23 protein-coding genes are annotated in these 22624 nt (G+C 41.3%); 12 read left to right on the plus strand and 11 right to left on the minus strand.

The window, feature by feature from the left end:
* Positions 1 to 210: 210 nt before the first annotated feature.
* From APA_RS00620 to APA_RS00635, 4 genes are all read right to left on the minus strand, one after another.
* Positions 211 to 474 (minus strand): Txe/YoeB family addiction module toxin, encoded by a 264-nt coding sequence (locus tag APA_RS00620; protein WP_201320394.1) that lies wholly within the window; start codon positions 472 to 474, stop codon positions 211 to 213.
* Positions 471 to 713 (minus strand): type II toxin-antitoxin system Phd/YefM family antitoxin, encoded by a 243-nt coding sequence (locus APA_RS00625; RefSeq protein WP_201320395.1) that lies wholly within the window; start codon positions 711 to 713, stop codon positions 471 to 473. The genes APA_RS00620 and APA_RS00625 overlap by 4 nt, the downstream gene beginning before the upstream one ends.
* A 71-nt stretch (positions 714 to 784) precedes the next feature.
* Positions 785 to 3340: a DEAD/DEAH box helicase family protein gene (locus tag APA_RS00630; RefSeq protein WP_201320396.1), complete on the minus strand. Its 2556-nt coding sequence runs from the start codon at positions 3338 to 3340 to the stop codon at positions 785 to 787.
* Positions 3341 to 3576: 236 nt separating this feature from the next.
* The gene (locus APA_RS00635) at positions 3577 to 5163 is read right to left on the minus strand and encodes a hypothetical protein (protein ID WP_201320397.1); all 1587 of its coding nucleotides are present in this window, start codon (positions 5161 to 5163) and stop codon (positions 3577 to 3579) included.
* A gap of 92 nt (positions 5164 to 5255) precedes the next feature.
* On the opposite strand from APA_RS00635, the gene nblS reads away from it, so the two are divergent.
* Positions 5256 to 7229 carry a two-component system sensor histidine kinase NblS gene (gene nblS, locus APA_RS00640; protein WP_201320398.1) on the plus strand — a complete coding sequence of 658 codons (1974 nt, stop codon included), beginning with the start codon at positions 5256 to 5258 and terminating at the stop codon, positions 7227 to 7229.
* Positions 7230 to 7237: 8 nt separating this feature from the next.
* On the opposite strand, the gene APA_RS00645 is transcribed toward nblS, so the two are convergent.
* Together APA_RS00645 and APA_RS00650 are read right to left on the minus strand one after the other, a co-directional pair.
* Positions 7238 to 7504 (minus strand): type II toxin-antitoxin system RelE/ParE family toxin, encoded by a 267-nt coding sequence (locus APA_RS00645; RefSeq protein ID WP_201320399.1) that lies wholly within the window; start codon positions 7502 to 7504, stop codon positions 7238 to 7240.
* Entirely contained in the window at positions 7494 to 7724 is a 231-nt protein-coding gene (locus APA_RS00650) for a hypothetical protein (protein ID WP_201320400.1), read from the minus strand. The genes APA_RS00645 and APA_RS00650 overlap by 11 nt, the downstream gene beginning before the upstream one ends.
* 176 nt (positions 7725 to 7900) lie before the next feature.
* Here APA_RS00650 and APA_RS00655 point away from each other — a divergent pair, with 176 nt between their 5' ends.
* Genes APA_RS00655 through APA_RS00675 form a run of 5 tightly spaced genes read left to right on the plus strand, consistent with a single transcriptional unit; the run spans position 7901 to position 11511 of the window.
* Complete coding sequence (locus APA_RS00655) at positions 7901 to 8134, plus strand: hypothetical protein (RefSeq protein ID WP_201320401.1); 234 nt, start codon at positions 7901 to 7903, stop codon at positions 8132 to 8134.
* A gap of 15 nt (positions 8135 to 8149) precedes the next feature.
* Positions 8150 to 9601 carry a hypothetical protein gene (locus APA_RS00660; RefSeq protein WP_201320402.1) on the plus strand — a complete coding sequence of 484 codons (1452 nt, stop codon included), beginning with the start codon at positions 8150 to 8152 and terminating at the stop codon, positions 9599 to 9601.
* A 23-nt stretch (positions 9602 to 9624) separates the two neighbouring features.
* Positions 9625 to 9870 carry a type II toxin-antitoxin system Phd/YefM family antitoxin gene (locus APA_RS00665; protein ID WP_201320403.1) on the plus strand — a complete coding sequence of 82 codons (246 nt, stop codon included), beginning with the start codon at positions 9625 to 9627 and terminating at the stop codon, positions 9868 to 9870.
* The gene (locus APA_RS00670; RefSeq protein ID WP_201320404.1) at positions 9871 to 10716 is read left to right on the plus strand and encodes an Rpn family recombination-promoting nuclease/putative transposase; all 846 of its coding nucleotides are present in this window, start codon (positions 9871 to 9873) and stop codon (positions 10714 to 10716) included.
* A gap of 30 nt (positions 10717 to 10746) precedes the next feature.
* The gene (locus APA_RS00675; RefSeq protein ID WP_201320405.1) at positions 10747 to 11511 is read left to right on the plus strand and encodes an ABC transporter ATP-binding protein; all 765 of its coding nucleotides are present in this window, start codon (positions 10747 to 10749) and stop codon (positions 11509 to 11511) included.
* A 3-nt stretch (positions 11512 to 11514) separates the two neighbouring features.
* Here APA_RS00675 and APA_RS00680 read toward each other — a convergent pair whose 3' ends face one another.
* A complete protein-coding gene (locus APA_RS00680; protein WP_201320406.1) occupies positions 11515 to 11772 on the minus strand; it encodes a type II toxin-antitoxin system RelE/ParE family toxin in 258 nt (85 codons plus the stop codon).
* Complete coding sequence (locus tag APA_RS00685; RefSeq protein WP_201320407.1) at positions 11769 to 11972, minus strand: hypothetical protein; 204 nt, start codon at positions 11970 to 11972, stop codon at positions 11769 to 11771. The genes APA_RS00680 and APA_RS00685 overlap by 4 nt, the downstream gene beginning before the upstream one ends.
* Positions 11973 to 12019: 47 nt before the next feature.
* Between APA_RS00685 and APA_RS00690 the strand changes: the two genes are divergently transcribed.
* A complete protein-coding gene (locus tag APA_RS00690; protein WP_201320408.1) occupies positions 12020 to 13069 on the plus strand; it encodes a DUF3326 domain-containing protein in 1050 nt (349 codons plus the stop codon).
* Positions 13070 to 13104: 35 nt separating this feature from the next.
* On the opposite strand, the gene APA_RS00695 is transcribed toward APA_RS00690, so the two are convergent.
* On the minus strand, positions 13105 to 14142 hold the full coding sequence (locus APA_RS00695) for an aromatic ring-hydroxylating dioxygenase subunit alpha (RefSeq protein WP_236579345.1): 1038 nt from the start codon (positions 14140 to 14142) through the stop codon (positions 13105 to 13107).
* 351 nt (positions 14143 to 14493) lie between these two features.
* Between APA_RS00695 and rpmG the strand changes: the two genes are divergently transcribed.
* Together rpmG and rpsR are read left to right on the plus strand one after the other, a co-directional pair.
* Positions 14494 to 14688, plus strand: coding sequence for a 50S ribosomal protein L33 (gene rpmG / locus APA_RS00700; protein ID WP_094535841.1), 195 nt, complete (start codon positions 14494 to 14496; stop codon positions 14686 to 14688).
* A 58-nt stretch (positions 14689 to 14746) separates the two neighbouring features.
* Positions 14747 to 14968, plus strand: coding sequence for a 30S ribosomal protein S18 (gene rpsR / locus APA_RS00705; protein WP_055074037.1), 222 nt, complete (start codon positions 14747 to 14749; stop codon positions 14966 to 14968).
* Between the two features lie 85 nt (positions 14969 to 15053).
* Here rpsR and APA_RS00710 read toward each other — a convergent pair whose 3' ends face one another.
* On the minus strand, positions 15054 to 16004 hold the full coding sequence (locus APA_RS00710) for a histone deacetylase (protein ID WP_201320410.1): 951 nt from the start codon (positions 16002 to 16004) through the stop codon (positions 15054 to 15056).
* Between the two features lie 233 nt (positions 16005 to 16237).
* Here APA_RS00710 and APA_RS00715 point away from each other — a divergent pair, with 233 nt between their 5' ends.
* Positions 16238 to 16858, plus strand: a complete 621-nt coding sequence (locus APA_RS00715; protein ID WP_201320411.1) for a hypothetical protein — start codon at positions 16238 to 16240, stop codon at positions 16856 to 16858.
* Positions 16859 to 16970: 112 nt separating this feature from the next.
* Complete coding sequence (locus APA_RS00720; protein ID WP_201320412.1) at positions 16971 to 20252, plus strand: PAS domain-containing protein; 3282 nt, start codon at positions 16971 to 16973, stop codon at positions 20250 to 20252.
* Between the two features lie 230 nt (positions 20253 to 20482).
* On the opposite strand, the gene aroA is transcribed toward APA_RS00720, so the two are convergent.
* The gene (aroA, locus tag APA_RS00725) at positions 20483 to 21820 is read right to left on the minus strand and encodes a 3-phosphoshikimate 1-carboxyvinyltransferase (protein ID WP_201320413.1); all 1338 of its coding nucleotides are present in this window, start codon (positions 21818 to 21820) and stop codon (positions 20483 to 20485) included.
* 67 nt (positions 21821 to 21887) lie between these two features.
* Here aroA and APA_RS00730 point away from each other — a divergent pair, with 67 nt between their 5' ends.
* Complete coding sequence (locus APA_RS00730) at positions 21888 to 22502, plus strand: YIP1 family protein (RefSeq protein ID WP_201320414.1); 615 nt, start codon at positions 21888 to 21890, stop codon at positions 22500 to 22502.
* Positions 22503 to 22624 lie beyond the last annotated feature (122 nt).

Raw genomic sequence — 22624 nt, forward strand, 5'->3', positions numbered from 1 at the left:
ATTCCTTCATTTTCTTGATTCATCTTTCATTTGTGCAACGCCAAAAAAGCAGACTTGACAATCTTGTACCCCGCCCAGAAGTATACATTGGCGATCCTGAAGATCTTGTAAACATCTCTTGGGAGCATGAAATAAACCTTGATTTACCTTGACACGAAAATCATAAATTCGTAATTTCCAATTCGTAATTCGTAATTTATTAATTCGTAATTATTCATAATGCGTCCACATCCGAATCACCTTGATAACGCGATCGCTATCTAAAACTTGATAAACCAAGCGATGCTGAATATTGATCCTGCGAGAATAAGCACCAGCCAAATCACCGACTAACTTCTCATAACTTGGCGGCGTTTGGTAAGGATTCTCTTTGAGAATATCTAGTAACTTATCAGCCTTAGCTTTCAGCCCTGCCGACAACAGTTTTTGTGCATCCTTCTGAGCTTGTTTTGTATATACAATTCTCCAATTCACCAGTCCAAATCCTCATCACAATCAGCGATCGGTGTAGCCAATCCTGCTTGAATCGATTCCCGCATATTCGGTATTGACAACAAATAGAGCGTCTCCTGAATCCCCTTCCAATCCTCTTCCGACAGCAAAATCGCATTACCACGCTTCGCCGTAATCAAAATCGGCTCATGGGACTGATTAGCCTCATCAATAAGACGATAGAAATTAGCCCTAGCCTCACTAGCTGTAAAAGTAGACATTTTGAATTATTTAGCAAATAACCTCAACTATAACCGTACGCTATCCAGTACGTCAATAATTAATTCGTAATTCAAGAAACAAACCTCTCCAAAGAAACAAACTCCCTCACATACTCAGGAATTAAATTACGGTACGACTTCGGCACAGCCGTAAAATCATTCATTGAAAAGAACGCATTTGTCGCTAATTCCGTGTAGTTCTTACCCTCAATTATTTTCCGAATCTGGTCATTAGTCACATAAGCCTTAAAGTAATTTCTAATCGCAGGAATTGACTCGTCAGGCTGATAATTTGCCACAAACTTCTCAAACTCCTCCTCCAATAACTCATCCTTCAACTTAAATCTGGGAATCAACCCAAAAATCTTTTCCAAAATCTCCCGCACCTCCAACCGCCGATCCACCGCTGCCGCCTTACGCAACTTTTCTAACGTATAAGGCTGCTCAGAATCATCAAAAAATTTGCTATTTACATAGGCGATCGCCTTTTCCCAATGTCCAACCTCAATCGCTGCCGCCAACTCGCGATCGTTGCGAATTACCTCCTCAAAACGCTCAAAATACAAGCGATCGATCTTCATACCACCATAGGCGATCGCCTCTTCCTTGAGACTCAACAAAATATCACTCCCAAGATGCTCATAACTGCCAATTCCTTTCACAGTCTCACCATCATCATCGCGATCGCCCCCAGTCCCACTTTGAGGATTGGCTTTGGGCTTCGGCAAAGCCAACACCTCATCATATTTAAAATCTTTCTCAAAATATTCACAGTTTGCAAAGAAATCAAACAATTTATAAGCAGTCTTTTCTGGCTCTCTGATGCTGCCCTTAAGATCAGCATCATGCAATTGCTCCAAAAAATTATGCCTACGAGTTCCCCGTCCCTTAATTTGAATAAAATCCGTTGGCGAAAAAATCGGACGAAACAACCCCAAATTCAACAAATCAGGGCAATCATAACCCGTCGTCATCATTCCCACCGTCACACATACCCGCGCCTTACTAGTCCGATAGGTTTCTAAAAAGTTCGCCGTGCCACGTAAATTGTTATTCGTGAAATTACTCGTAAACTGTTGAGCATCCGTAATTTGCGAAGTCACCTGTACCGCAAAATCCGATTGATATTTATTGGGAAAGATCCGATTCGCCATCTCATTCAAAATTTCAGTCAACTTCAGCGCATGATGCTGACTCACCGCAAAAATAATTGACTTACCAATCTCGCCACTAATCGGATCGCGAAAAGCCGTCTCTAAAAAAGTCTTACAAAAAAGTTGATTGGTCGCTGGTGAAAAAAAGCGCTTCTCAAATTGCCGAATTTTAAAATTCTCTTCAGTTTTTTCGCCTTCCTCATCAGTAAACTCCACCACAAAACCATCCTTAGACAAAAGCTCAGTCGTCACCTCAGTCCGCGCATCCACCACAGTTGGCTGAATCAAATAACCATCCACAGCCCCTTCATTCAACCCATAGGCAAAAGTCGGAATCCCATCATCACAACCAAAAGTGCGATAGGTATCGAGCATCATCCGCCGCTCGGATTCTCGCGGATCTTTAGTTGTGGGCTTGGCTCGATCAAACTGCTTCAGATAATCCTTTGGTGTCGCTGTCAGCCCCAATTTGTAGCCAATAAAATACTCAAATACCGCCCGTGCATTCCCCCCAATTGAGCGATGCGCCTCATCGGAAATCACCAAATCAAAATCTGTAGGCGAAAAGCGATCGCGATATTTATTCCCCGTCAACAATGACTGTACTGTAGTCACCACAATATCCGCAAATCTCCAATTATCACGATTTTCCTTATAAATCACCGTCTTATAGTCATTTTTAAGTAGCAGATCGAAAGCTTTCTTGGCTTGTTCCTCCAACTCAATGCGATCGACCAAAAACAACACCCGCCTTACGTTCCCTGTCTTTAAGAGCAACTTAATCACCGCCGCCGAAGTCAGCGTCTTCCCCGTCCCTGTCGCCATCTGAAACAAAAATCGCTCTTTTCCATCTTTTACTGCACCTTGCAAAGCAGCGATCGCCTGTTTTTGATAGCCCCTCAAAAAACGTAACTTATTCTTCCAAATAAACGCTTCGCGCTCCGTTTGATTAAGCCAACCCACATTATTACGATAATCAGGAACCTGCGTCAACGCAACATAATCATCATCGATTATTTCATCTACAAGTTTCTGGCGATCGGGTTTAAGAAGATCTTTCTGATAACCCATCACCGAGTTAGGGGTAGGAAAAGCGGTAATGACTTCTGGATTACCCCGTTCCAAGTCCCAAAAATAATGCACATTTCCATTAGAAAGAATTACAAAACGACATTTTTGAGACTTCGCATAATCCCGCGCTTGCTCCTTACCCACTAGAGGATTGAGATTCTCCGCCTTCGCTTCCAAAACAATAAACGGAAACCCCTTGTCATTCAATAACAAAAAATCTATAAAGCCCTTTCTTGTCTTCTCAAAATTTTCCCCAAGCTCATTAAGCTCCGAAGACGTAATCTGAGTTCCCGCCTCAAGTGATATATTCGCAGGCTGTCCTCCCTCCGCAAAAAATCCCCAGCCAGCATCCTCAAGCAGACTATTAATCTTAATTCGGGCTGTAGCTTCATTATTTCCCATTTTAAGAACCCGCATTAGCCTAGAACATGGCTTAGATTTTCTGCTTTATTTCATTATAGAACAACTAGCGATCGCCCTCTTTTAACTCTGTAATGCACCAGCAATTCTTATTATGAAACCAATTTTGGGGTTTGCTGCGCCTTCGGCGCAGCAAACCCCAAAATTGGTTTTGTTGAAAGTCCGTCTTCGGCGGACTTTCAGCGAATGCGATCGCGCGGAGCCATAAATACTTTCTATTAATCCCAGAAATAAGCACATAGATAGCTAGTCAAAGTGGGGACTGGAAATCCTGTTCTCTGCGATTCGGCATTAGAAATTTGGGGCTGCAAAATAGATTGGCATTGAGGTAAAAACTGTTGCTTCTCTGCTGCTTTAGATTTCAACTGTTTAAGTTGATTGACAGTAGCAGGATTGACAGTACTTACTACTGTCTCAGCCCTTTGTTGGATTTCCACCCATTTTGTGATTTGAACTAATTCTGCGCGATAAGCCTTAATGCGTTGCTGCGAATCTCCATATAGCACAGAGTCAGTAGTCACATCCTCTAAAAGCTTTAAAGCCTGTTGTCGCTTTTCTTGAGCAGACTTCCAAATAGTTGACTTGTGTGGTGGATTTTGAGTTGATTTCGCCGCCTCAATCGTGACATTCTTCGATGACTCTAGATTTTTATTAGCGGCTTGCTCAACATTGATTTTGCGATCGAACTCGGCTAGTTTTGGACGCAGAGTTGCTAGCTCCGACTGAGCCTCCGCATATAGAGACGCAGGTCGATCAGAGATTTCTTCTAGCTGTGAAATGATCGTTTGTAAACGATTACGTGTACCTGTGAGCGTTTCTAGTTTCGTGATTTTCTTGGGATTAATATCTTGATTACTAAAGTTCCTTGCATTAGCTAGATATTGTTGCTGATTAGAACGATCCCATACTAGCCATCCACAAATTCCGACGATCGCGATCGCAGCCACGGCAAAAGTCACAGAAAGAAGTCGAGACTTATCCTTAGGGTAAGCAGTTTTGATCGGTTCTTTTTCGGTCTCGACATTAGCGACAGGCTTTTTAGCAGTGCGTCTAACTGTGGGCGGTGGCGGTGGTAATGGCATCGGCATCGCTGCTACAGTCGGAGACTCAAAGTTAAAGTCTTCATCTTTATCCGTCCAAGAGTTCTTCTTCTCTAGAGGCGATCGCGACTTGGATTCTTGACTACTTACTTCAAAAGGATCTGTATCAAAAGACTCTAGCTCTAAGGTATTTTGCTGGAGAGGTTCTAAGTTAAATGATTGCAATTCCAGATTGTCTAAATCAAAATCCTCAGTCTTAATATTACTAATTTCATCCTTATTAGTTTCACCGACAGCTTTAGCTTTATTGGCGGCTGCTTTTAGATCATTATCGATGCTACTTTTAAAGATTTTTAATTCGTCAGGAAGCTCAGATTCAAGATTCGCCGACTGAAGCTCTGTCTCATCGTCGTTGTCAGGATGAAATGACAGATTTTTGATAGTACTGATATCGCCGAATTCCTCTAATTCTTCAAGATCAAGCTCAATTAATGGCAAAGGTGGCTTGATATCCGCCGTTTTATGCCATTCGGGATGTTTTGCACCAGACAATCGACCATACACAACTAAGCTATCCGCCCCCTCGATTGGTAGCTTATCAATACGGCGTTTCACAATATCATAGAGGGAGGCATAGTCAACATCATCGCCATCTGCTCTGGTAATCAGAACATGCAACTGAGATTCTTTGCGGCGGATTTGGGTTTTTACCTTATAGTTTTGAAGGTCTGCCTCGATCGCATTGACAATGCTAGCCTCATCCATCTTGAGATCCTCATCCTTGCGTTTCGATCGCACATATTAAACGAAAAGCCATACAAATATCCAACAATATCCAACAAAATGACTACAAAAAGATGAACTTTTTGCCTCAAATTTACAATACACCCAGACGTTGGTGGACAGAGTTTTCTTTACAAACTAAGCTAATGGCTTTGATTACGCTATTAGTTTCTTTGTTGATGAGTGCTGTCACCTTTTGGGCAGTCAATGATATTCAGACTGATGCTCGACTCAATGATACGCGCTTTGGTAAGGATTTAGGTTTGTTACTTGCAGCTAATGTTGCCCCCTTGGTAGCCAAAAATGATCTTCAAGAAGTAACTCGTCTATCTAAAGAATTTTACGAAAGTAGCTCTAGCATTCGCTATATTCTCTACGCTGATCCTGATGGTGAGATTTTTTACGGGATTCCATTTAACTCTAATGAGGTAAAAAATTCTTTAAGTATCAGGCGACGCATTCAGTTACCTGAAGATCCGATGATGCGTCCCGATCGCCCTTTGGTAAGACAACACGTTACGCCGCAGGGTGAAGTTACTGATATATTTGTGAATTTGCAACATGATGGCAAAGCTCTAGGAATTATTGCGATCGGCATCAACCCTAATCCGACGGCGGTTGCTTCGTCGAGCCTGACTCTAGATGTGACAACAGCAGTATTTGTATCGATCTGGGCGATGGTGATTTTGGGAGCGGCCTCAAACTCGGTGACGATTACGCGACCACTCAGAGAATTGGTGGCAGGGGTACAAAATATTGCGAGCGGCAATTTTAAGCAACGGATCGATTTGCCTTTTGGTGGTGAACTTGGCGAATTAATCCGTAGCTTCAATGAGATGGCGCAACGCCTGAAAAAATATGAAGAGCAGAATATCGAGGAGTTGACTGCTGAAAAGGCAAAGCTGGAAACTCTAGTATCGACGATTGCAGATGGTGCGTTATTACTCGACTCGGATATGCGGATCGTGCTTGCTAATCCTGCGGCGATCAAAATTATGGGGTGGGATCAGGATTTAGAGAAAAATACATGGCAAGGCAAAAGTATTTTGAATATTTTGCCCGATCGCCTCAGTGCTGATTTAGGGCGATCGCTGATGCAAATTGCTACAGGCGATCGCGAGGGCGGCGAATTTCGGATTATGGCTTCGGGGGATAAGGATTCAGTGCTTGCCCATGCTTTTAGAATTTGGATTACGAGCGTTCTAAGTTCCAGCAATGCAATTAAGGGGATTGCGATCACGATTCAGGACATTACCCGTGAAGTGGAGCTAAATGCCGCTCAGAGTCGATTTATTAGCAATGTCAGCCATGAATTACGCACGCCTTTGTTTAATATCAAGTCCTTTATTGAGACTTTGCACGAATATGGGGATGAACTTAGTGATGATCAGAAAAAAGAATTTCTCGGCACTGCCAATAATGAAACCGATCGCTTGACACGCCTTGTGAATGATGTGTTGGATCTATCTCGCTTAGAGTCAGGTCGTCAATATCATTTCACGGCGATCGACTTATCCGAGACGATTGAGCAAACGGTGCGGACTTACAAGCTCAATGCCTCTTCTAAGGGTGTTGAGCTATTGCATGAAATTTCGCCAAATCTCGAAAGGATTTGGGGAAATTATGATTTGATATTGCAGGTTTTATACAACTTAGTTGGCAATGCTTTAAAGTTCACTGAAACAGGGGGCAAAGTCACGATTCGGATCTATCCTTGGCAAGATCAAACTACCACTCAACCCCATCGTGTCGTTAATTATGTGCGGGTCGAGGTTGAGGATACGGGCTATGGCATTCCTGCCGAAGATTGCTATCGCATTTTTGATCGTTTTTATCGCGTAGAGGATAAAGTCCATACGCTCGAAGGGACGGGACTAGGTCTATCGATTGTGCGTAATATCATTGAGAAACATCACAGTGAGATTCATATCAAGAGTGAAGTTGGTGTTGGTAGTACATTCTGGTTTGATCTAAGTGTCTATCAAGATCGTTGTGAGTTACCTGTGGTTAATGCGATCGCGGCGACTGTGCAAGCAATGTCGGTTTAAAAATTTGACTAGGCATCGTATACGTCACTGCGATGAGCAATGTTTGTTACACGCACTTGTTTAGTTTGTTCATTTACTTCATAAACAACCCGATAGTCACCAGCTCTAAACCGATAAAAGCCTGAAAGATTTCCTTTTAGGGCTTTTATATTGGGATGCTGATATGGAGTTTGCTCTAGAGTACTAAAGCACCTAGCTAATTTTTTTGCGATCGCTGGGCTAGCGAATTTGTAAAAATCTCTAGCTTTATCTGTTAAAGCAATTTCATACGTCATCGCGAATACTACGCCAATCGGTCAAATTACCTTTAGCAATATCTTGTTTGCCTTCTTCCCAAGAGTCCAAAAAATCGGGAATACTGAGTAGTTCATCTGTTGCTTCTTGGCTTTCCCTTTCTGCAAGACACGCCAAAAAATCTACGGCTACTTTTAGTCCTTCAGAAGATAAGCAATCAATATACTCTTCAATTTGATGACGAATTTCTAAAGTGGTCATATGCTTAGCTAGGTTACTAATTATATAAAAATTATAGCTTGGCTTATGATATTGCTTTCATGAAATGCGCGATCGCTGCTCCCGTCGAAGTGATGTCGGTTTAAGATAAAAGTATTAGTGGGGTGGCTTATTGTTAACCCTATTACTTCCCAAAAAATTAATGATGTAGGTATCCTATGCCATTAAACACTCGCGAACAACTCCATCAACAAATTGATAGTTTGCCCGATCACCTCATCGATCAAATTGCTAAATTCACGCAAATATTAACGGCTAAGCAAGAAATGTTGGAATATAGTGATTGGGAAAGTGGTCAATGGCAAGAGTTTTCATTAGCACAATTTTTTAGTGAAGATGATGAAATTGCGTATTGCATAGAAGACGCTCAGGAAATTGTAAAGCTATGTTAGTGTTGAGTTAATTGTATGCCCCACATAGGTAGCTTAGGAGGTTTTCCAGGTGACTGGTCATATCAAGGTAATGCAGAACTTTTACTTAAAGATACAGTTCAATTAGTGCCAGTTAGCTTACGTTTCACTTTTAGAGAACAATCTGAAATAGATGTAGAACTAATTTGGGATAGTTTCTCTAGAGATGAACAGGTGCAGATTGCTTTAAAAATGGATAATGAGAAAATGCAACAACTTGTTATTCAAAAAAGTATACTGTTATTAGGATTCTCTATTCCACCATTTGACGTTAATAGAACAACGGAATTTAATGTAGTAAAACTTATAACATATTCACAATTTCCAACAGCTTCATCTATTGAAGAAGACACCGAATCTATCATTCAATTAAAAGCTTACTTGAATGATAGTGTTTCATTAGATGATGGAATTTTTGCTAGGGAGTTTGAAAATATGTCTCAAATGTATAGTAAAAAATTTAACGATCAAAAAGACAGTCTTTACTGTGCATTAAATTCTGGTTACGAAGTTAGATGTGGCAAGAAATATATTACTCATAAAGATCAGCAAACTATTCACTTTACAAAAAACATAGAGCCTCTATATAAATTTAGTTTTATAGACGTTATAGTATCATCCATAAATGAAAATATAAGTAATTTAATTGTTGATGAACCTAAGAATATCGAAATTTTCTTAGCTAAACATTTAGAATGTATTTTTAATGATGTTTGTGCATTTCTTAGTATTGTCTGTGATCGCGAAATTTTGCCAATATACTATGATTACTCAATTTATAACCAGAATAAACATATAAGTGGGCGCGTGATTCCTATTTGGTCAAGGAGAAAAATTTTAAAAGTTAATAAGTATTGGATTACGCGAGAAATTAACTTTATGAGTAATGTCACAGCTTTTCTTGAATGTTGTCCTATTAGTAAGCAACTTAGCAGAGGAATACAGCATTTAAGACTAACAGTGTACGAATCTTCGACTGAACTGAAATTAATGGCATCATGTTCTGCAATAGAGTACTTTTACTCTTTTTGGCTTCTTAAAATGAATGGAATCTCAAAGTTAATAAATAAAGATCCAATACAATTTAAAAAGCTTAAAGATTTTAAACCTAACGATAGAACTCCTCCCCTTTCAACAGTTATTCGGCATGTTGCAGATGATTTAAGTATTGATTGGAATAAATACATGAAAAAACTTGGCAAACCTGAGTTTTTAGAAGTTAGAAATGAGCTTTTGCATGGCAGTTTTACTTCAGATGATATAGCTATATTCCAAGCAGAAGAAAAAGCACAAAAATTAGGGACAGAAATTTTGTTTGCAATCATGAAAAGGATCTCTAAATCAAAAGATTCTCATCTCTATGAAACATTGCCTGCTCGTACACCAGAAGAAATTTTTTACTCATTATCAGATGGTTGGCATGAAGTTAAAAATATATTGGATAATTAAGAAGTAAATATACGGATCATAAAATGGATGCAATGACAACTCAGCAAGCAAGACATGATTTAGATGGCTTGATCAATCGCGTGATTGATAATGTACAACCAACTATTATTTGTAATGACAAAGGCAACAAAGCTATTTTAATGTCGCTAGACGAATTTTCATCATGGCAAGAAACCCTGTATTTATTGTCAAATCCAGTCAATGCAAAACGTCTTCTGAACTCAATTCAAGAATTAAAAGTAGGTAGATTTACGCCACTAACCCAATAGATGTACGATAATACCTGTAAATTCTTAGTTGAAAATTTCCCCACTGACTTTGCTACTTGGCTGTTGGGGAAACCGATCGCCCTAACCAAACTCGAACCATCAGAACTCTCAGTCGATCCGATTCGGGCTGATTCAGTTATTCTTTTAGAATCCGCAGAAGTCATTGTGCATCTAGAATTTCAAACTAAAACCGATGACACAATGCCTTGTCGGATGGCAAACTACTACTTGCGACTTTACGGTAAATATGCCGCCAAAGAAATTCATCAAACCGTAATCTATCTAAGACCAACAAAATCAGCACTTGCCTATCAAACCAACTTTACAACCAACAATCTAAATCATGAATTTAATGTGATCCGACTGTGGGAGCAACCTACAGAGACTTTTCAACAGTATCAAGGACTTTTGCCTCTGGCAGTTTTAACAAAAACAGGTAATCCCAGCGAAACCTTACGAGAAGTTGCCAAATTAATCGACAATATTGAAGATCGAAAAGTTAAAAGTAATGTCACTGCTGCCACAGCAATTATTTCTGGGCTAGCATTAGATCATGAAGTAATTCAACGATTACTTAGGAGTGAAATCATGGAAGAGTCAGTAGTTTATCAAGAAATTTTGCGCGAAGGCTTAACTAAAGGAAAAGCTGAAGGTTTAGCTAAAGGAAAAGCTGAGGGTTTAGCTAAAGGCAAGGTTGAAGCTGCTAATCAAATAGCCCTAAACATGCTGCGTTCTAATATGGCTCCAGATTTGGTAGCTCAGTTAACTGGGCTAACCCTAAAACAAATCCAAAAGCTACAAAAAATATCCACAAAAAAGGGACACAAGCCAAAGGCTAATCTCTAATCACAAAGTTAACCCAAGCTCTAATTTTCTATGTCCCTAGCGCCAATTCTCAAAGCCGAAAATATTTCTAAATCCTTTGGCGGCATTCATGCAGTCAGTAATGCTCAGATCGAAGTACCTGCGGGAAGTATCACAGGATTAATTGGTCCAAACGGTGCAGGAAAAACTACATTTTTTGGATTGCTTTCCAATTTCCTTAAGCCCGATCGCGGTACGGTGCAGTTTAATGGAATGCCGATTCAAGGAAAGCAGCCCCATGCGATCGCTAAACTTGGTATGATTCGGACTTTTCAAGTACCGCGTGTGTTGTCTCGTTTGTCAGTGCTAGAAAATATGTTGCTAGCTGCTCAAGATCAAGTTGGCGAAAAGTTTTGGAATACTTGGTTTCTAGGACATAAAATCGCGACTCAGGAGCGAGAAAATCGCGAAAAAGCCAGACATATTCTTGAGTCTGTGGGCTTAATCAGGATGGAAGATGATTTTGCAGGTTGTTTGTCGGGTGGACAGCGCAAATTATTAGAAATTGCGCGTGCTTTGATGACTGACCCTAAATTGATTTTGCTAGATGAACCTGCGGCGGGGGTAAATCCTGCTTTGATTGAGGAGATTTGTAGCTATATCCACAAGTGGAATCGAGAGGGAATGAGCTTTTTGATCATCGAACACAATATGGATGTGATTATGTCGTTGTGCGATCGCGTCTGGGTCTTAGCCGAAGGGCACAATCTCGCCGATGGCTCACCAGCCGAAATTCAAACCGATCCTAAAGTTTTAGAGGCTTATTTAGGATCGTGACTTTTACTGATAAACATCTCTACGATGACCGATTTTCAAGACTAAAATCAGTAGTTGATAGTCATGAATACTATAAATGATGCGATAGTCACCAACTCGAATGCGGTAAAGGTCTTCTTCTCCTGATAATTTGACTACGCCGTCAGGACGCGGAATACTTACTAAAGCATCAATTTTTGATTTAATTCGTTGCTGTTCTTGCGATGATAAAGCCTTCAACTGCTTAGCGGCTTGTTTAGCAAATTCAATGCGATAAATCATAAGCTGATTTCTGCTTTTAGAACTTCCCAAGAAATAGTCCCCTCATTCTTAACTGTCGCCAAGGCAGCATGGGCATCTGCTATATCTTCATCGTCTTCAAGCTGTTGATCTTTTAGTTCGTGTAAAAAATCAATGATTTTTATAATTAGCGGGTCGGATACATCGTTTAACTCTGTAATTAATTTCTCTTTAAGTGTCATAGCTTCACTTTCTCAAAATTATCCTTAAGAAGCTAATTCTAGCATTCATGAATTTAAAATCTCTTTCTCAATCTTTTAATGTCTTACTACTAGTCCCAACGGGAATTAATGCTGCTATTGGTGGTTATGCGGGGGATGCACTGCCTGTGGCGAGAGCGATCGCAACTATTGCTGATAACGTGATCACCCATCCCAATGTCTTAAACGGCGCGAGTTTATATTGGTCGATGCCGAATGTTTTATATGTGGAAGGTTATGCGATCGATCGCATGGCAAAAGGCGATTGGGGATTGCGTCCTGTGCGAGCCAATCGAATTGGCGTAATCCTCGATCGCGGTATGGAGCCAGATTTAGAATTGCGGCATCGCCAAGCGATCGCTGCTGCCCAAGCCACATTAGGTTTAAATATTACGGATATTCTCGTTACCGATCAGCCTCTTGGTGTCGAACTGCGATCGGGGGAATCGGGCGCGACATGGGGAACGATCGCCAATCTCGATAGTTTACTAAGAGCCGCCAAAAAATTAATTAAAGTCTCCAAAGTCGAAGCGATCGCAGTGGTGGCAAGATTTCCTGATGACTCAGATAGCGCCGCCTTGCAAAACTATCGCCAAGGTAAAGGTGTCGATGCTCTCGCGGGAGCCGAATCAGTAATTAGTCATGCGATCGTGCGAGAGTTTGCCATCCCCTGTGCTCATGCTCCCGCTTTGCAACCATTGCCACTAGATCCGAGCGTTTCGCCTCGCGCTGCTGCCGAAGAATTAGGTTATACGTTTTTGCCTTGTGTATTGGTTGGCTTGAGCCGCGCTCCAAAAATCATTACATCGCCCGATTTATTTAATGCAGGTGATTTTACAGATGATCGGATTGATGCGATCGTTACTCCCTATAGTGCCTGTGGCGGGGCAGGTTTATTAGCGCTTAATCCCCTTTCCCATGTTCAGACTGTTTTTGTTAGAGAAAATCAAACAGTGCTGAATGTTACGCCTGAAATGTTGGGTTTAAAAGGTATTCAAGTTGAAAATTATTGGGAAGCGATCGGGGTTTTAACAGCGATTAAATCTGGAATTAATCCTCAAAGCTTAAGGAGCGAATAAAGAAATGGCGGCGCAAAGCGCCGCCATTTCTTTGATTACGAAGTAAAAGACTTGCCTAAGCCGATCGCAGCGAGACGTTTGCGGAAAGTGATGGAACTCTTATCGCCAGCAATATGTACTTCGTCAGCGAGACAGATAGGCAAATCTTCAGGCCATTGCTCCTCAACGATCGCCTTGTCCTCATAAAATACCTGATCATTAAAATCGAGAGTATCTTGAAGTGGAGCGTCTTTATCGAAGTTACGACAAATCGGCACAAACAATCGCGTTTTACGGGCGGAGATTGGCGAAGCCGCATTGAGAACATGCAGGTTACCGTGGGGGAAGAAGACGGTTAACTTTGCGGTGAAAGGAACAAACAGTTCAAATAGTCTTCGCCACAAGAAATCAGGCGGAGCTAAATGCTTCATGCCATGGGCATAGTTGCTAACAGTACTTATGTAATCTGCACGAAAACCATTCTCAGTTTGCTCGATCGCATAGTCTGGAACTTCAGGATTATCCTGCTCTCCAAAAGACTTCGCATGAATAAAGGCAAAGTGACTGACATCCAAGAATCCTTCCACTTGCCGACCTGCGGCCGCATCCAAATCCACAGAATTGGGTAATACCTGAATATAATCTGGATCTTCCCATTCACTCATATCAGGAAGTGGTAATGGCCCATTGTCAATTAATCTCGTCCAGACTAGACCGTAGCGCTCTATGACAGAATATGTCTTGAGCCTAAGCCGTGATGGAATTTTTGCTTCGGGCTGTGCAGGAATGTAAACACATTTTGCATCGCGATCGTATTGCACGCCGTGGTAAGGACAAACGAGGCGATCGTTTTCAATGCAGCCTAAACTCAAAGGTGCACCACGATGTAGGCATAGATCTTGGGCGACGATAATCGAGCCATCGGAAACTCGATAAATGACTAGTCGTTCATCTAATAGGTGCGTACCATAGGGCTTTTCGGTTGTGATTTCATGGGAGAAGGCAACAGGATACCAGAAGGGCGCAAGCGCTTGCCAATCAGTTGGGTTGAAGGTGCAATTACGTGGCAAATATACTTCTTGGGTCGCTACCATAAACATCACTCTTGTGCATAAATTTACAAGCCTGACGCTACAACGATATAAAAATCTATTCTGTATAACTTTGCACGAATCCCATTGCTCAACTTCGTCTTCAAAGAAGACTCTAGAAACTTTTTAAACGGGTTGCAAAGCAACCCGTTTAAAAAGTTTCTAGAGTCTTAATATAGGTCATAAACCAAAGAAGTGAATAGCGGCGCTTTGCGCCGCTATTCCAGTAATTCTCATTATAAAAATTGGTTTCATAATGAGAATTGCTGAATATCTCAAATTTATATTGAAGATTGGCATGTTTTTGTGTAACAATCGTAGATCGCACTTTTAAGTAATCTCACAACTAAAAAAATGGCTAAAAACAAAGGTGTCCGTCTCGTAGTTACATTAGAGTGTACCGAATGTCGCACTAATGCTAACAAGCGATCGCCTGGTGTGTCTCGTTATACGACCATGAAAAATCGTCGTAATACAACCGCAAGATTAGAACTCAAAAAGTTCTGCCCTCATTGCAACTCTCACACCGTTCATAAAGAAATCAAGTAATCGAAATCAAATAGTCCATTAATCTAATAACTAAAACCGCGTAATCCCAATCATGGCAATGAACTCCTCTTTTTATCGCAAGCGCCTCTCTCCGATCGCGCCTGCTGCCAAAATCGACTACAAAGATGTCGAATTACTGCGTAAATACATCACTGAGCGCGGCAAAATTTTGCCTCGCCGCATTACAGGTTTAACTGCAAAGCAACAGCGTGCATTGACGACAGCGATTAAACAAGCTCGTGTAGTTGCGTTACTGCCTTTCATCAACAAAGAAGGTTAAAGAATAAAGGACGCGATGCGTCCTTTATTCTTTATGTCTATAAAAAATAAGTAGTGGTAATTCATGAATTACCACTACTTATTTTTTATAGACATTGCTCGATTACAGAAATGACCGATCGCGAAAGACTATCAAAGTCATACCCGCCTTCTAAGCCGAATAAGATTTTGGGGGTTAGATCTAAACACATCTTCGTAAATATACCAAAATCTTCTGGCTTCAGCAAAATACTTGCCAAAGGATCGTCAGCATTAGCATCAAATCCTGCGCTAACGATTAATAAGTCAGGATTGAAATTTCGTAAAAATGACATGATCTGATTTTCAAACACTGGCAAATATTCTGCGATCGCTGAACCAGATCGCATTGGGACATTCAAAATATTGTCATGATTTCCTGTCTCATCTTTACGACCTGTCATTGGATAAAATGGTGCTTGATGCGTTGAGATATAGGCAATATCAGGACGATCCCAGACAGCTTCCTGTGTGCCATTGCCGTGATGGACATCCCAGTCGAGGATGGCAACACGCTGAAGATTTAATCGATCAATTGCAGACATTGCCGCGATCGCGGCATTACCAAAAATACAAAACCCCATACCTGAGTGAGCGCGGGCATGATGCCCAGGCGGACGTGCTAGCACAAAGGCGGGGCGACCTGACTCTAGAACTATATCAACACCATCAAGCCATGCACTCAGGGCAAGTAGGGCAACATCGTAGGTTTGAGCCGAAGCGATCGTATCTCCATCGATATAACCTCCGCCACGCTCGGTAATTGCTTGCAAAGTTTCAAGATATTCTTGAGTATGAAAGCGAAGCACTTCTTTTAAGATGCTTGGTCGATAGGTTGGTTCTTGCCAAGTTAATTGCGTTGCGATCGCTGAATTTTTTAGAGCCTCAACTATGGCTGTAAGCCGACCAGCTTTTTCTGGGTGATAAAGCCCAGTATCATGACTCAGAAAACTGTCTGAATAAATTATTGGGAATTTATTGGTAGATTTTGAAGAAATTGAATAGGTGTTTGCAAACATACGTGCTTTTGCTGATCGCCAAATCAGTGAATAGTTGTTGTCTACATAGAGACTAACGTTATACTTTTAAAATCGTGGATTTGTTTGAAATCTTTTATAAGTAGCTGAGCACAATTAAATATAAAACCAAAAAAATGTCTCGCCCGCGCAGCGGGCAGTATTGTTTTTGGACTTGTTTTTTTTAATTATGCCAAGGTACTTAGTTCCACAGTAATTTTACTTGGGTCTTTCCTGTGGTCGATCCCTTACCGCCAACGCCGCAATCAGATGTAGAGATGCAAGCCGTACCAAAAGAGCTTGCCCTATCCATCCAAGAGATCATTAGTCTCTACAAAAACCATAACCAACAAAATATAATCGAATCCTTAGAAAATCTGATCTCTACAGTAAAAAGAGGTGCAGATAAACCTTTCTTAACAGATCTGTCTTTGCGAAGCGATCAAAATAGTTTGGAAACAGAAAATGAGGAGGAGTTTCTTAAAAGTTGGGACGATATCTTTAATGTCCAAGTTTATATTGATACTGAAATTTTTGGTGAATTAGATCCAAGACCTCCTGCTCTAGTGGAGGTAGGCAATAGCAATGACAATGAAACAATAATCCAGCATACTGATGCAACTGAAATTTATGTTCAGGCATGGAAAGAACTAGCCCAGAGTATGTCTTCCTTTCCAGACGATCTTTTTACTCGGCTTTGGACAACTGCCGAGATTGCCAAAATTTTGGAATGTTCTCCCAGCAGTTTACGGCGATCGCGTCGGAGTGGGCGCTTACCGATTAAGGTTAAAGACCTAATTCTGGATTGTATTTCTCACGATGGCAAACGGAGTTTATGGTTTGTCCGCCCCGCCTAACTTTCTTTTGAGTTATCTTGCACCTACGGCACTGATAACTCGCAAATTGGTTTCATAACTGACAATCGCTATACAATTTAGAGCTATAAACCTAATGGACATAAATTTATAGATGTCTTTTCAAGATCTACGCAAACGATTTTTGCTGAGTAACATATCGCTTTATTGGGTGTTGCTTGTACAGTTTGTGATCCAAATTATCGGAATAGTAGGTCTGGTGGGCTATTTATCCTATCGCAGTAGCGAGGCGGCAGTTGATAAAATGGCAAATCAGGTAATGAATGAATTAGGCGATCGCATCGATCAGAACCTTATTAATCATCTCCACAAGCCAACTGAAATCAACCGCAATAATGCTGCTAGTATCAAGCTGGGGATTCTAGACTGGCGAGATTTGGCGACCGTAGAGAAATATTTTTGGCAACAATCACAGATCTTTCCAGAAATATCCGCAGTGGCGATCGCTAATGAGCAAAAAGAAATTCTCATTGTGGAAAAATTAGATGATGGTTCTCGTGTAATTCGACTAAGACACAAATCAACTAATAATGTTTGGGATAACTATTTAGCTGATAGTGACGGTAATCGCATCAAGCTGCTCAGACGTTCAACTACATATGATCCTCACAACGATCCGCCGAATAATCCTTGGTATGGACAAACTAAAAATGCTGGGCGATCGCTTTGGCAGATTAATGTTTCTCTGGCAACCCCGAATATGCCTTCACTGATTGCGGTCAACTTCTTACCATTCTTCGATCGCGACAATAATTTTCAGGGTGTGTTGGGAGCTTCGGTATCGCTGACCCAATTAGGAGATTTTCTCCAGAAGCTCAAGATTGGGAAAACAGGACAAGCCTTTATCATCGATCGCAATGGCAAAATGATTGGTATGTCAACAGGGGAGATTCCTTTTCGCCAAGGTATACTGACACCCTTAACGCAAGACAAAGAGACTCTCGCAAAAAATGTCAATCCCGATCATCGGAGATTAAGTGTTTTCGATAGTCAAAATACCACAACCAAAGTAACGGCAAATCATTTAAAGGAACGTTTTGGTCGCCTAGAAAGTATTTCTGAACGGCAAAAGTTTCGATTTGAGAAAGATGGAATACGATATTTTGTGCGGATTGTACCGCTAAAAAATGAAGTCAGCTCTCAAGATTTAGATTGGCTCTCAGTACTAGTGATCCCAGAATCTGACTTTATGTCCGAGATTCAAGCAAATACTAATTGGACAATTCTTTTCTGTGGACTGATTTTGTTTGTTGCAATTGGAATGGGGCTACTCACAACCCGATGGATTTCTCGTCCAATATTGAGGTTGAGTAAGGCAAGTGAATCTATAGCTAAAGGTGATTGGCAAAGTTTTCCAGAAGACTTAGCGATCGCGGAACTCAAAACTTTAGCAACATCATTTAACTGGATGTCTGCACAACTGCATCAAGCTTTTGTGCAAGTCGAAAATTCACTGCAAGAATCTGAAGACAAATTTGCGACAATTTTTCAGGTAAGCCCCGATCCAGTCTGGATTTCTACATTGTCAGAGGGCAAATATTTATATGTCAATCAAAGTCTTTGTCATTTTTTAGGAATCCCTCAAAGCGATATTATTGGCAACACTTTCATCGAACTCAATTTATGGACTGATGTTGAAGATATAGAGGATTATCAGCGGAGACTAATTAGTGAAGGCAACATTCAAAATTTTGAAGTGGAAATTCGTACCGCAATTGGTGATGTTAAGACGGTTTTGATATCCGCAAGTCTGGTTTATCTTGATGGACAAGATTGCGAAATCGGAATCATGAAAGATATAAGCGATCGCAACCAACTAAAAATTAAACTCATTGAGAATGAGTCAAGATTAGAGGCATTTCTAAATAATATGCCTGCCATTTGCTATATCAAAGATCTAGAAGGTAAGTATTTAAATGTCAACAAAGAATTTGAAAGGGTATTGAAAATTAGTCAAGAAGAGATGAGTGGCAGAACTGATTATGATTTTCTACCTATAGAAGTTGCCGATAGTCTTCGGGCTAACGATCGCCAAGCAATCTCACAACAGTCCACGATTCAAGTTGAAGAAACTGTAGAATTTCCTGATGGAATTCACACTTTCTTTGCAACTAAATTTCCGCTTCGTGACCTGCAAGGTAATATTTATGCAATGGCTGGAATCTCTATGGATGTTAGCGATCGCAAACAGACTGAAAGTGATTTGCGAGAAAGTCAAGCCGATCTCAAGACTGCATATATCGAACAGAATACTCTGTTTAATGCTCTGACTGATGTGATCTTAGTTCGCAATGCAGAGGGGCATTGCCTCAAAGTAGCTCCGACCAAAGGCTTGAATCTAAAGGGAACTCAAGAGGAAGTTTTAAGCAAGCCTATTCAAGAAGAATTGCCGATAGAGGTGGCGAATCTTATTTTGCAAACCATTCACAAAGCATTGACGACCAAGCAAATGGCAAGTTGTGACTATGTTTTAGAAATTGATGGTAGAGAAATATGGTTTTCTTCCAATATTTCACCCTTGTCTGCGGATACCGTTATCCAAATTTCAAGGGATATCACAGAACGGAAGCTTTCAGAGATGGCTTTGGCAAAAGCGAAGGAAGATGCAGAAGCAGCCACTAGAGCGAAGAGTGAGTTTCTGGCTAACATGAGTCATGAAATCCGCACGCCGATGAATGGGGTTTTGGTGATGGCGCAGTTACTTGCCACTACCGAACTTACGGAAGATCAGGAAGACTTTGTGAAAACTATTTTAGAAAGTGGTGATGTCCTTTTAGCGGTCATTAACGATATTCTTGATTTTTCTAAAATTGAATCAGGGATGCTGCAAATAGAGCAAAGAGAATTTGTCTTAGCTGAGGTCTTAAGTTCAGTCTGCAATTTAATGAATGGTCAAGCTAAGGACAAAAAAATTGAACTGCAATTCTCAATCGATCCTGATGTTCCTTTAAAGGTGATCGGTGACAGTTCGCGTTTGCGTCAGATCCTGATCAATCTAGTTGGTAATGCCATCAAGTTCACGCCTCAGGGAAAGGTGTTGGTCGGGGTTAGTGGCAGCCCATTATCTGATTGTGAGCAATATGAGCTTAAATTTGCGGTTACTGATACTGGTATCGGTATTCAAGGTGATCGCATATCCAATCTATTTCAAGCCTTTACACAAGCCGACACATCGATTAGCCGAAAATATGGGGGTACTGGCTTAGGTTTGGCGATTAGTAGGCGGTTAATTGAGCTAATGGATGGAACGATATGGGTTGAGAGTTTTGGGGAAGTTGGCGGTAATCCTCCATTAAACTGGCAGTCTAATCTAGTTACCCAAGGTGCAACATTTTATTTTGTGATTAAAACTAGCCTTGAGAGAGTGGGCGCATAGCGCCCATCTCTCAAAACCAAAATCAACTCGTACCGACTTTATTCTATAGCAATGCAAGAGATAGCTAGGACAAATCAAAACCCAAAAGATGAGTGGCGGCGCTTCGCGCCGCCACTCATCTTTTGGGTTTTATGTCCTAAGCAAAACTTGCATTGCTATACATCGCAAAGCGTTCAAACCCGAACCAATAATTTTTTTGAAAGTGTTGCAAAGCAATACTTTCAAAAAAATTATTTTGCGTACAAACCCTGCAAGGTTGGAATAAACGATGGATAAGAAATGGCGGCGGACTCGGCGCGATTGATGGAAGTTTTGCCCTTGGCAACTAGGGCAGCGATCGCCAGACTCATGGCAACGCGATGATCGTCATAGCTCTCTACTTCAGCACCAGTAAGAACTCTACCACCAACGATCGCCATGCCATCTGGAAGTTCCGTCACATTCGCTCCCATTTTCGTCATTTCCTTAACCATCGCCACAATGCGATCGCTTTCCTTGACCCGTAACTCGGCAGCATCCTCAATAATAGTGGTTCCCTCAGCACAGCTAGCCGCGATCGCTAAAATCGGGATCTCATCAATTAATCTCGGAATTACCGCACCACCAATCCTACAAGCCTTGAGACTTGAAGAGCGTACTCGCAAATCGGCAACGGGTTCACCTGTAACTTCGCGTTGATTCTCATAGGTAATATCTGCGCCCATCTCAGTAAGAATTTCGAGAATGCCTGTACGAGTAGGATTAACCCCGACATTCTCAACTACTAAATCAGAATTGGGAACAATGGAAGCCGCTACTAGCCAAAATGCTGCCGAACTAATGTCGCCAGGTACGATCACCGCCTGTCCAACTAGTTTTGCACCGCCTTTAACGGCAACAGTATTTGTATCAATATCAACTGTGATTTTTGCACCGAAGGCAGCTAGCATCCTTTCACTATGATCACGCGATCGCTCTGGCTCGGTGATAATCGTTTCGCCATCGGTCATTAATCCCGCTAGCATGATGCAGGACTTGACCTGTGCCGAAGCTACAGGTGATTGATAGTGAATTGCTTTTAGATTTTGCCCCAAAATGGCAAGAGGCGCTCTTGCTCCACTTTCCCGACCCCAGATATTTGCTCCCATTTGTCGCAAAGGATTAACCACGCGAGACATGGGGCGCGATCGCAAAGAGCTATCGCCTGTGACGGTAAAGAAGCGATCGGGATGACTTGCCAAAATCCCTAACATCAAGCGTAGAGTTGTTCCCGAATTACCAGCATTCAAAACATCTAGCGGCTCCTTTAGATTGCCCAGCCCAATGCCCTTAATCGTGACTAATTCCGAGTTAAGTTCAGATATTGCTGCACCCATTGACGAGAAGCAAGCCGCAGTACTACGAGGATCTTCACCTAGCAATAACCCTCGAATTGTGGTCTCGCCCTCTGCTAGTGAGCCAAGCATTAACGCCCGATGCGAAATTGACTTGTCTCCAGGGATCGTAATTCTCCCTCGTAAACCTTGTGGCAATTGGGTTGCATCAATGTTGAGAAGGTGATGAGTTTGAGTCGTGTCGAGGTCAATCATGTTAGAGTCAGTTAGCAGTTAGTATTAGATTAAGACAAAATCACGGCAAATTTAGACTTATATCAACATGAATCCCACTGAGCCAAATTCTGCTGATTTAAATGCGATCGCTACAGATAGCATCCCCAACAGTGACATCAATCCCCAACTGCCACAAAATCTGGGAACTTTTCTCGATCGCCTCTATGGGACGCTCTTTTTGCCACAAGTTACCTTTGAGCAGCTCAAGGCAAATCCAAACTTTGTGCAAGCAGCGATCGTAATTGCTTTAGTAAATATTCTAGAAACCTTACGTCTCGATCAATTTGCAATTTATCGAATCATTTGGTCAGTGATTAGCGGGTTTATTGGTTGGGTCTTTTTTACGTTTTTGCTCAAGCAATTAGCTAATGTTTTTCAAAAGAATGTCGAGATGCGCCAATTGTTGACCCTAACGGGCTTTGCTAGTTTACCTTGGCTATTTATGGCTCCTGCGCTAAGCCTGTCGCCCCAATTTCGGATTCTCGCGGCGATCGCGGTGATGATCTGGTTTATTGTCTGGCAAATATGGAGTGCTTCGGTGGCGCTAGGAATTAAAATCTGGAAAACTTTAGCGATTGTGCCTTTAGCAATATTTGGTGGCATAGTCGCCCTGATTTGGTTAGGAAATACCTTTAAATTGATACTAAGTATTAGTCTGTAGTTTTTGAAGTTTCTGGAATAGTAATCATTTCAAATGCCGCTCTTCCACAAACGATTTAGGATTGCTATATATTAAGATAAGTAAGTTGTTGGAATTAAACGTAGGATGGGTTAGCGATAGCG

Source organism: Pseudanabaena sp. lw0831 (assembly GCF_016584665.1).
Classification (GTDB): Bacteria; Cyanobacteriota; Cyanobacteriia; order Pseudanabaenales; family Pseudanabaenaceae; genus Pseudanabaena.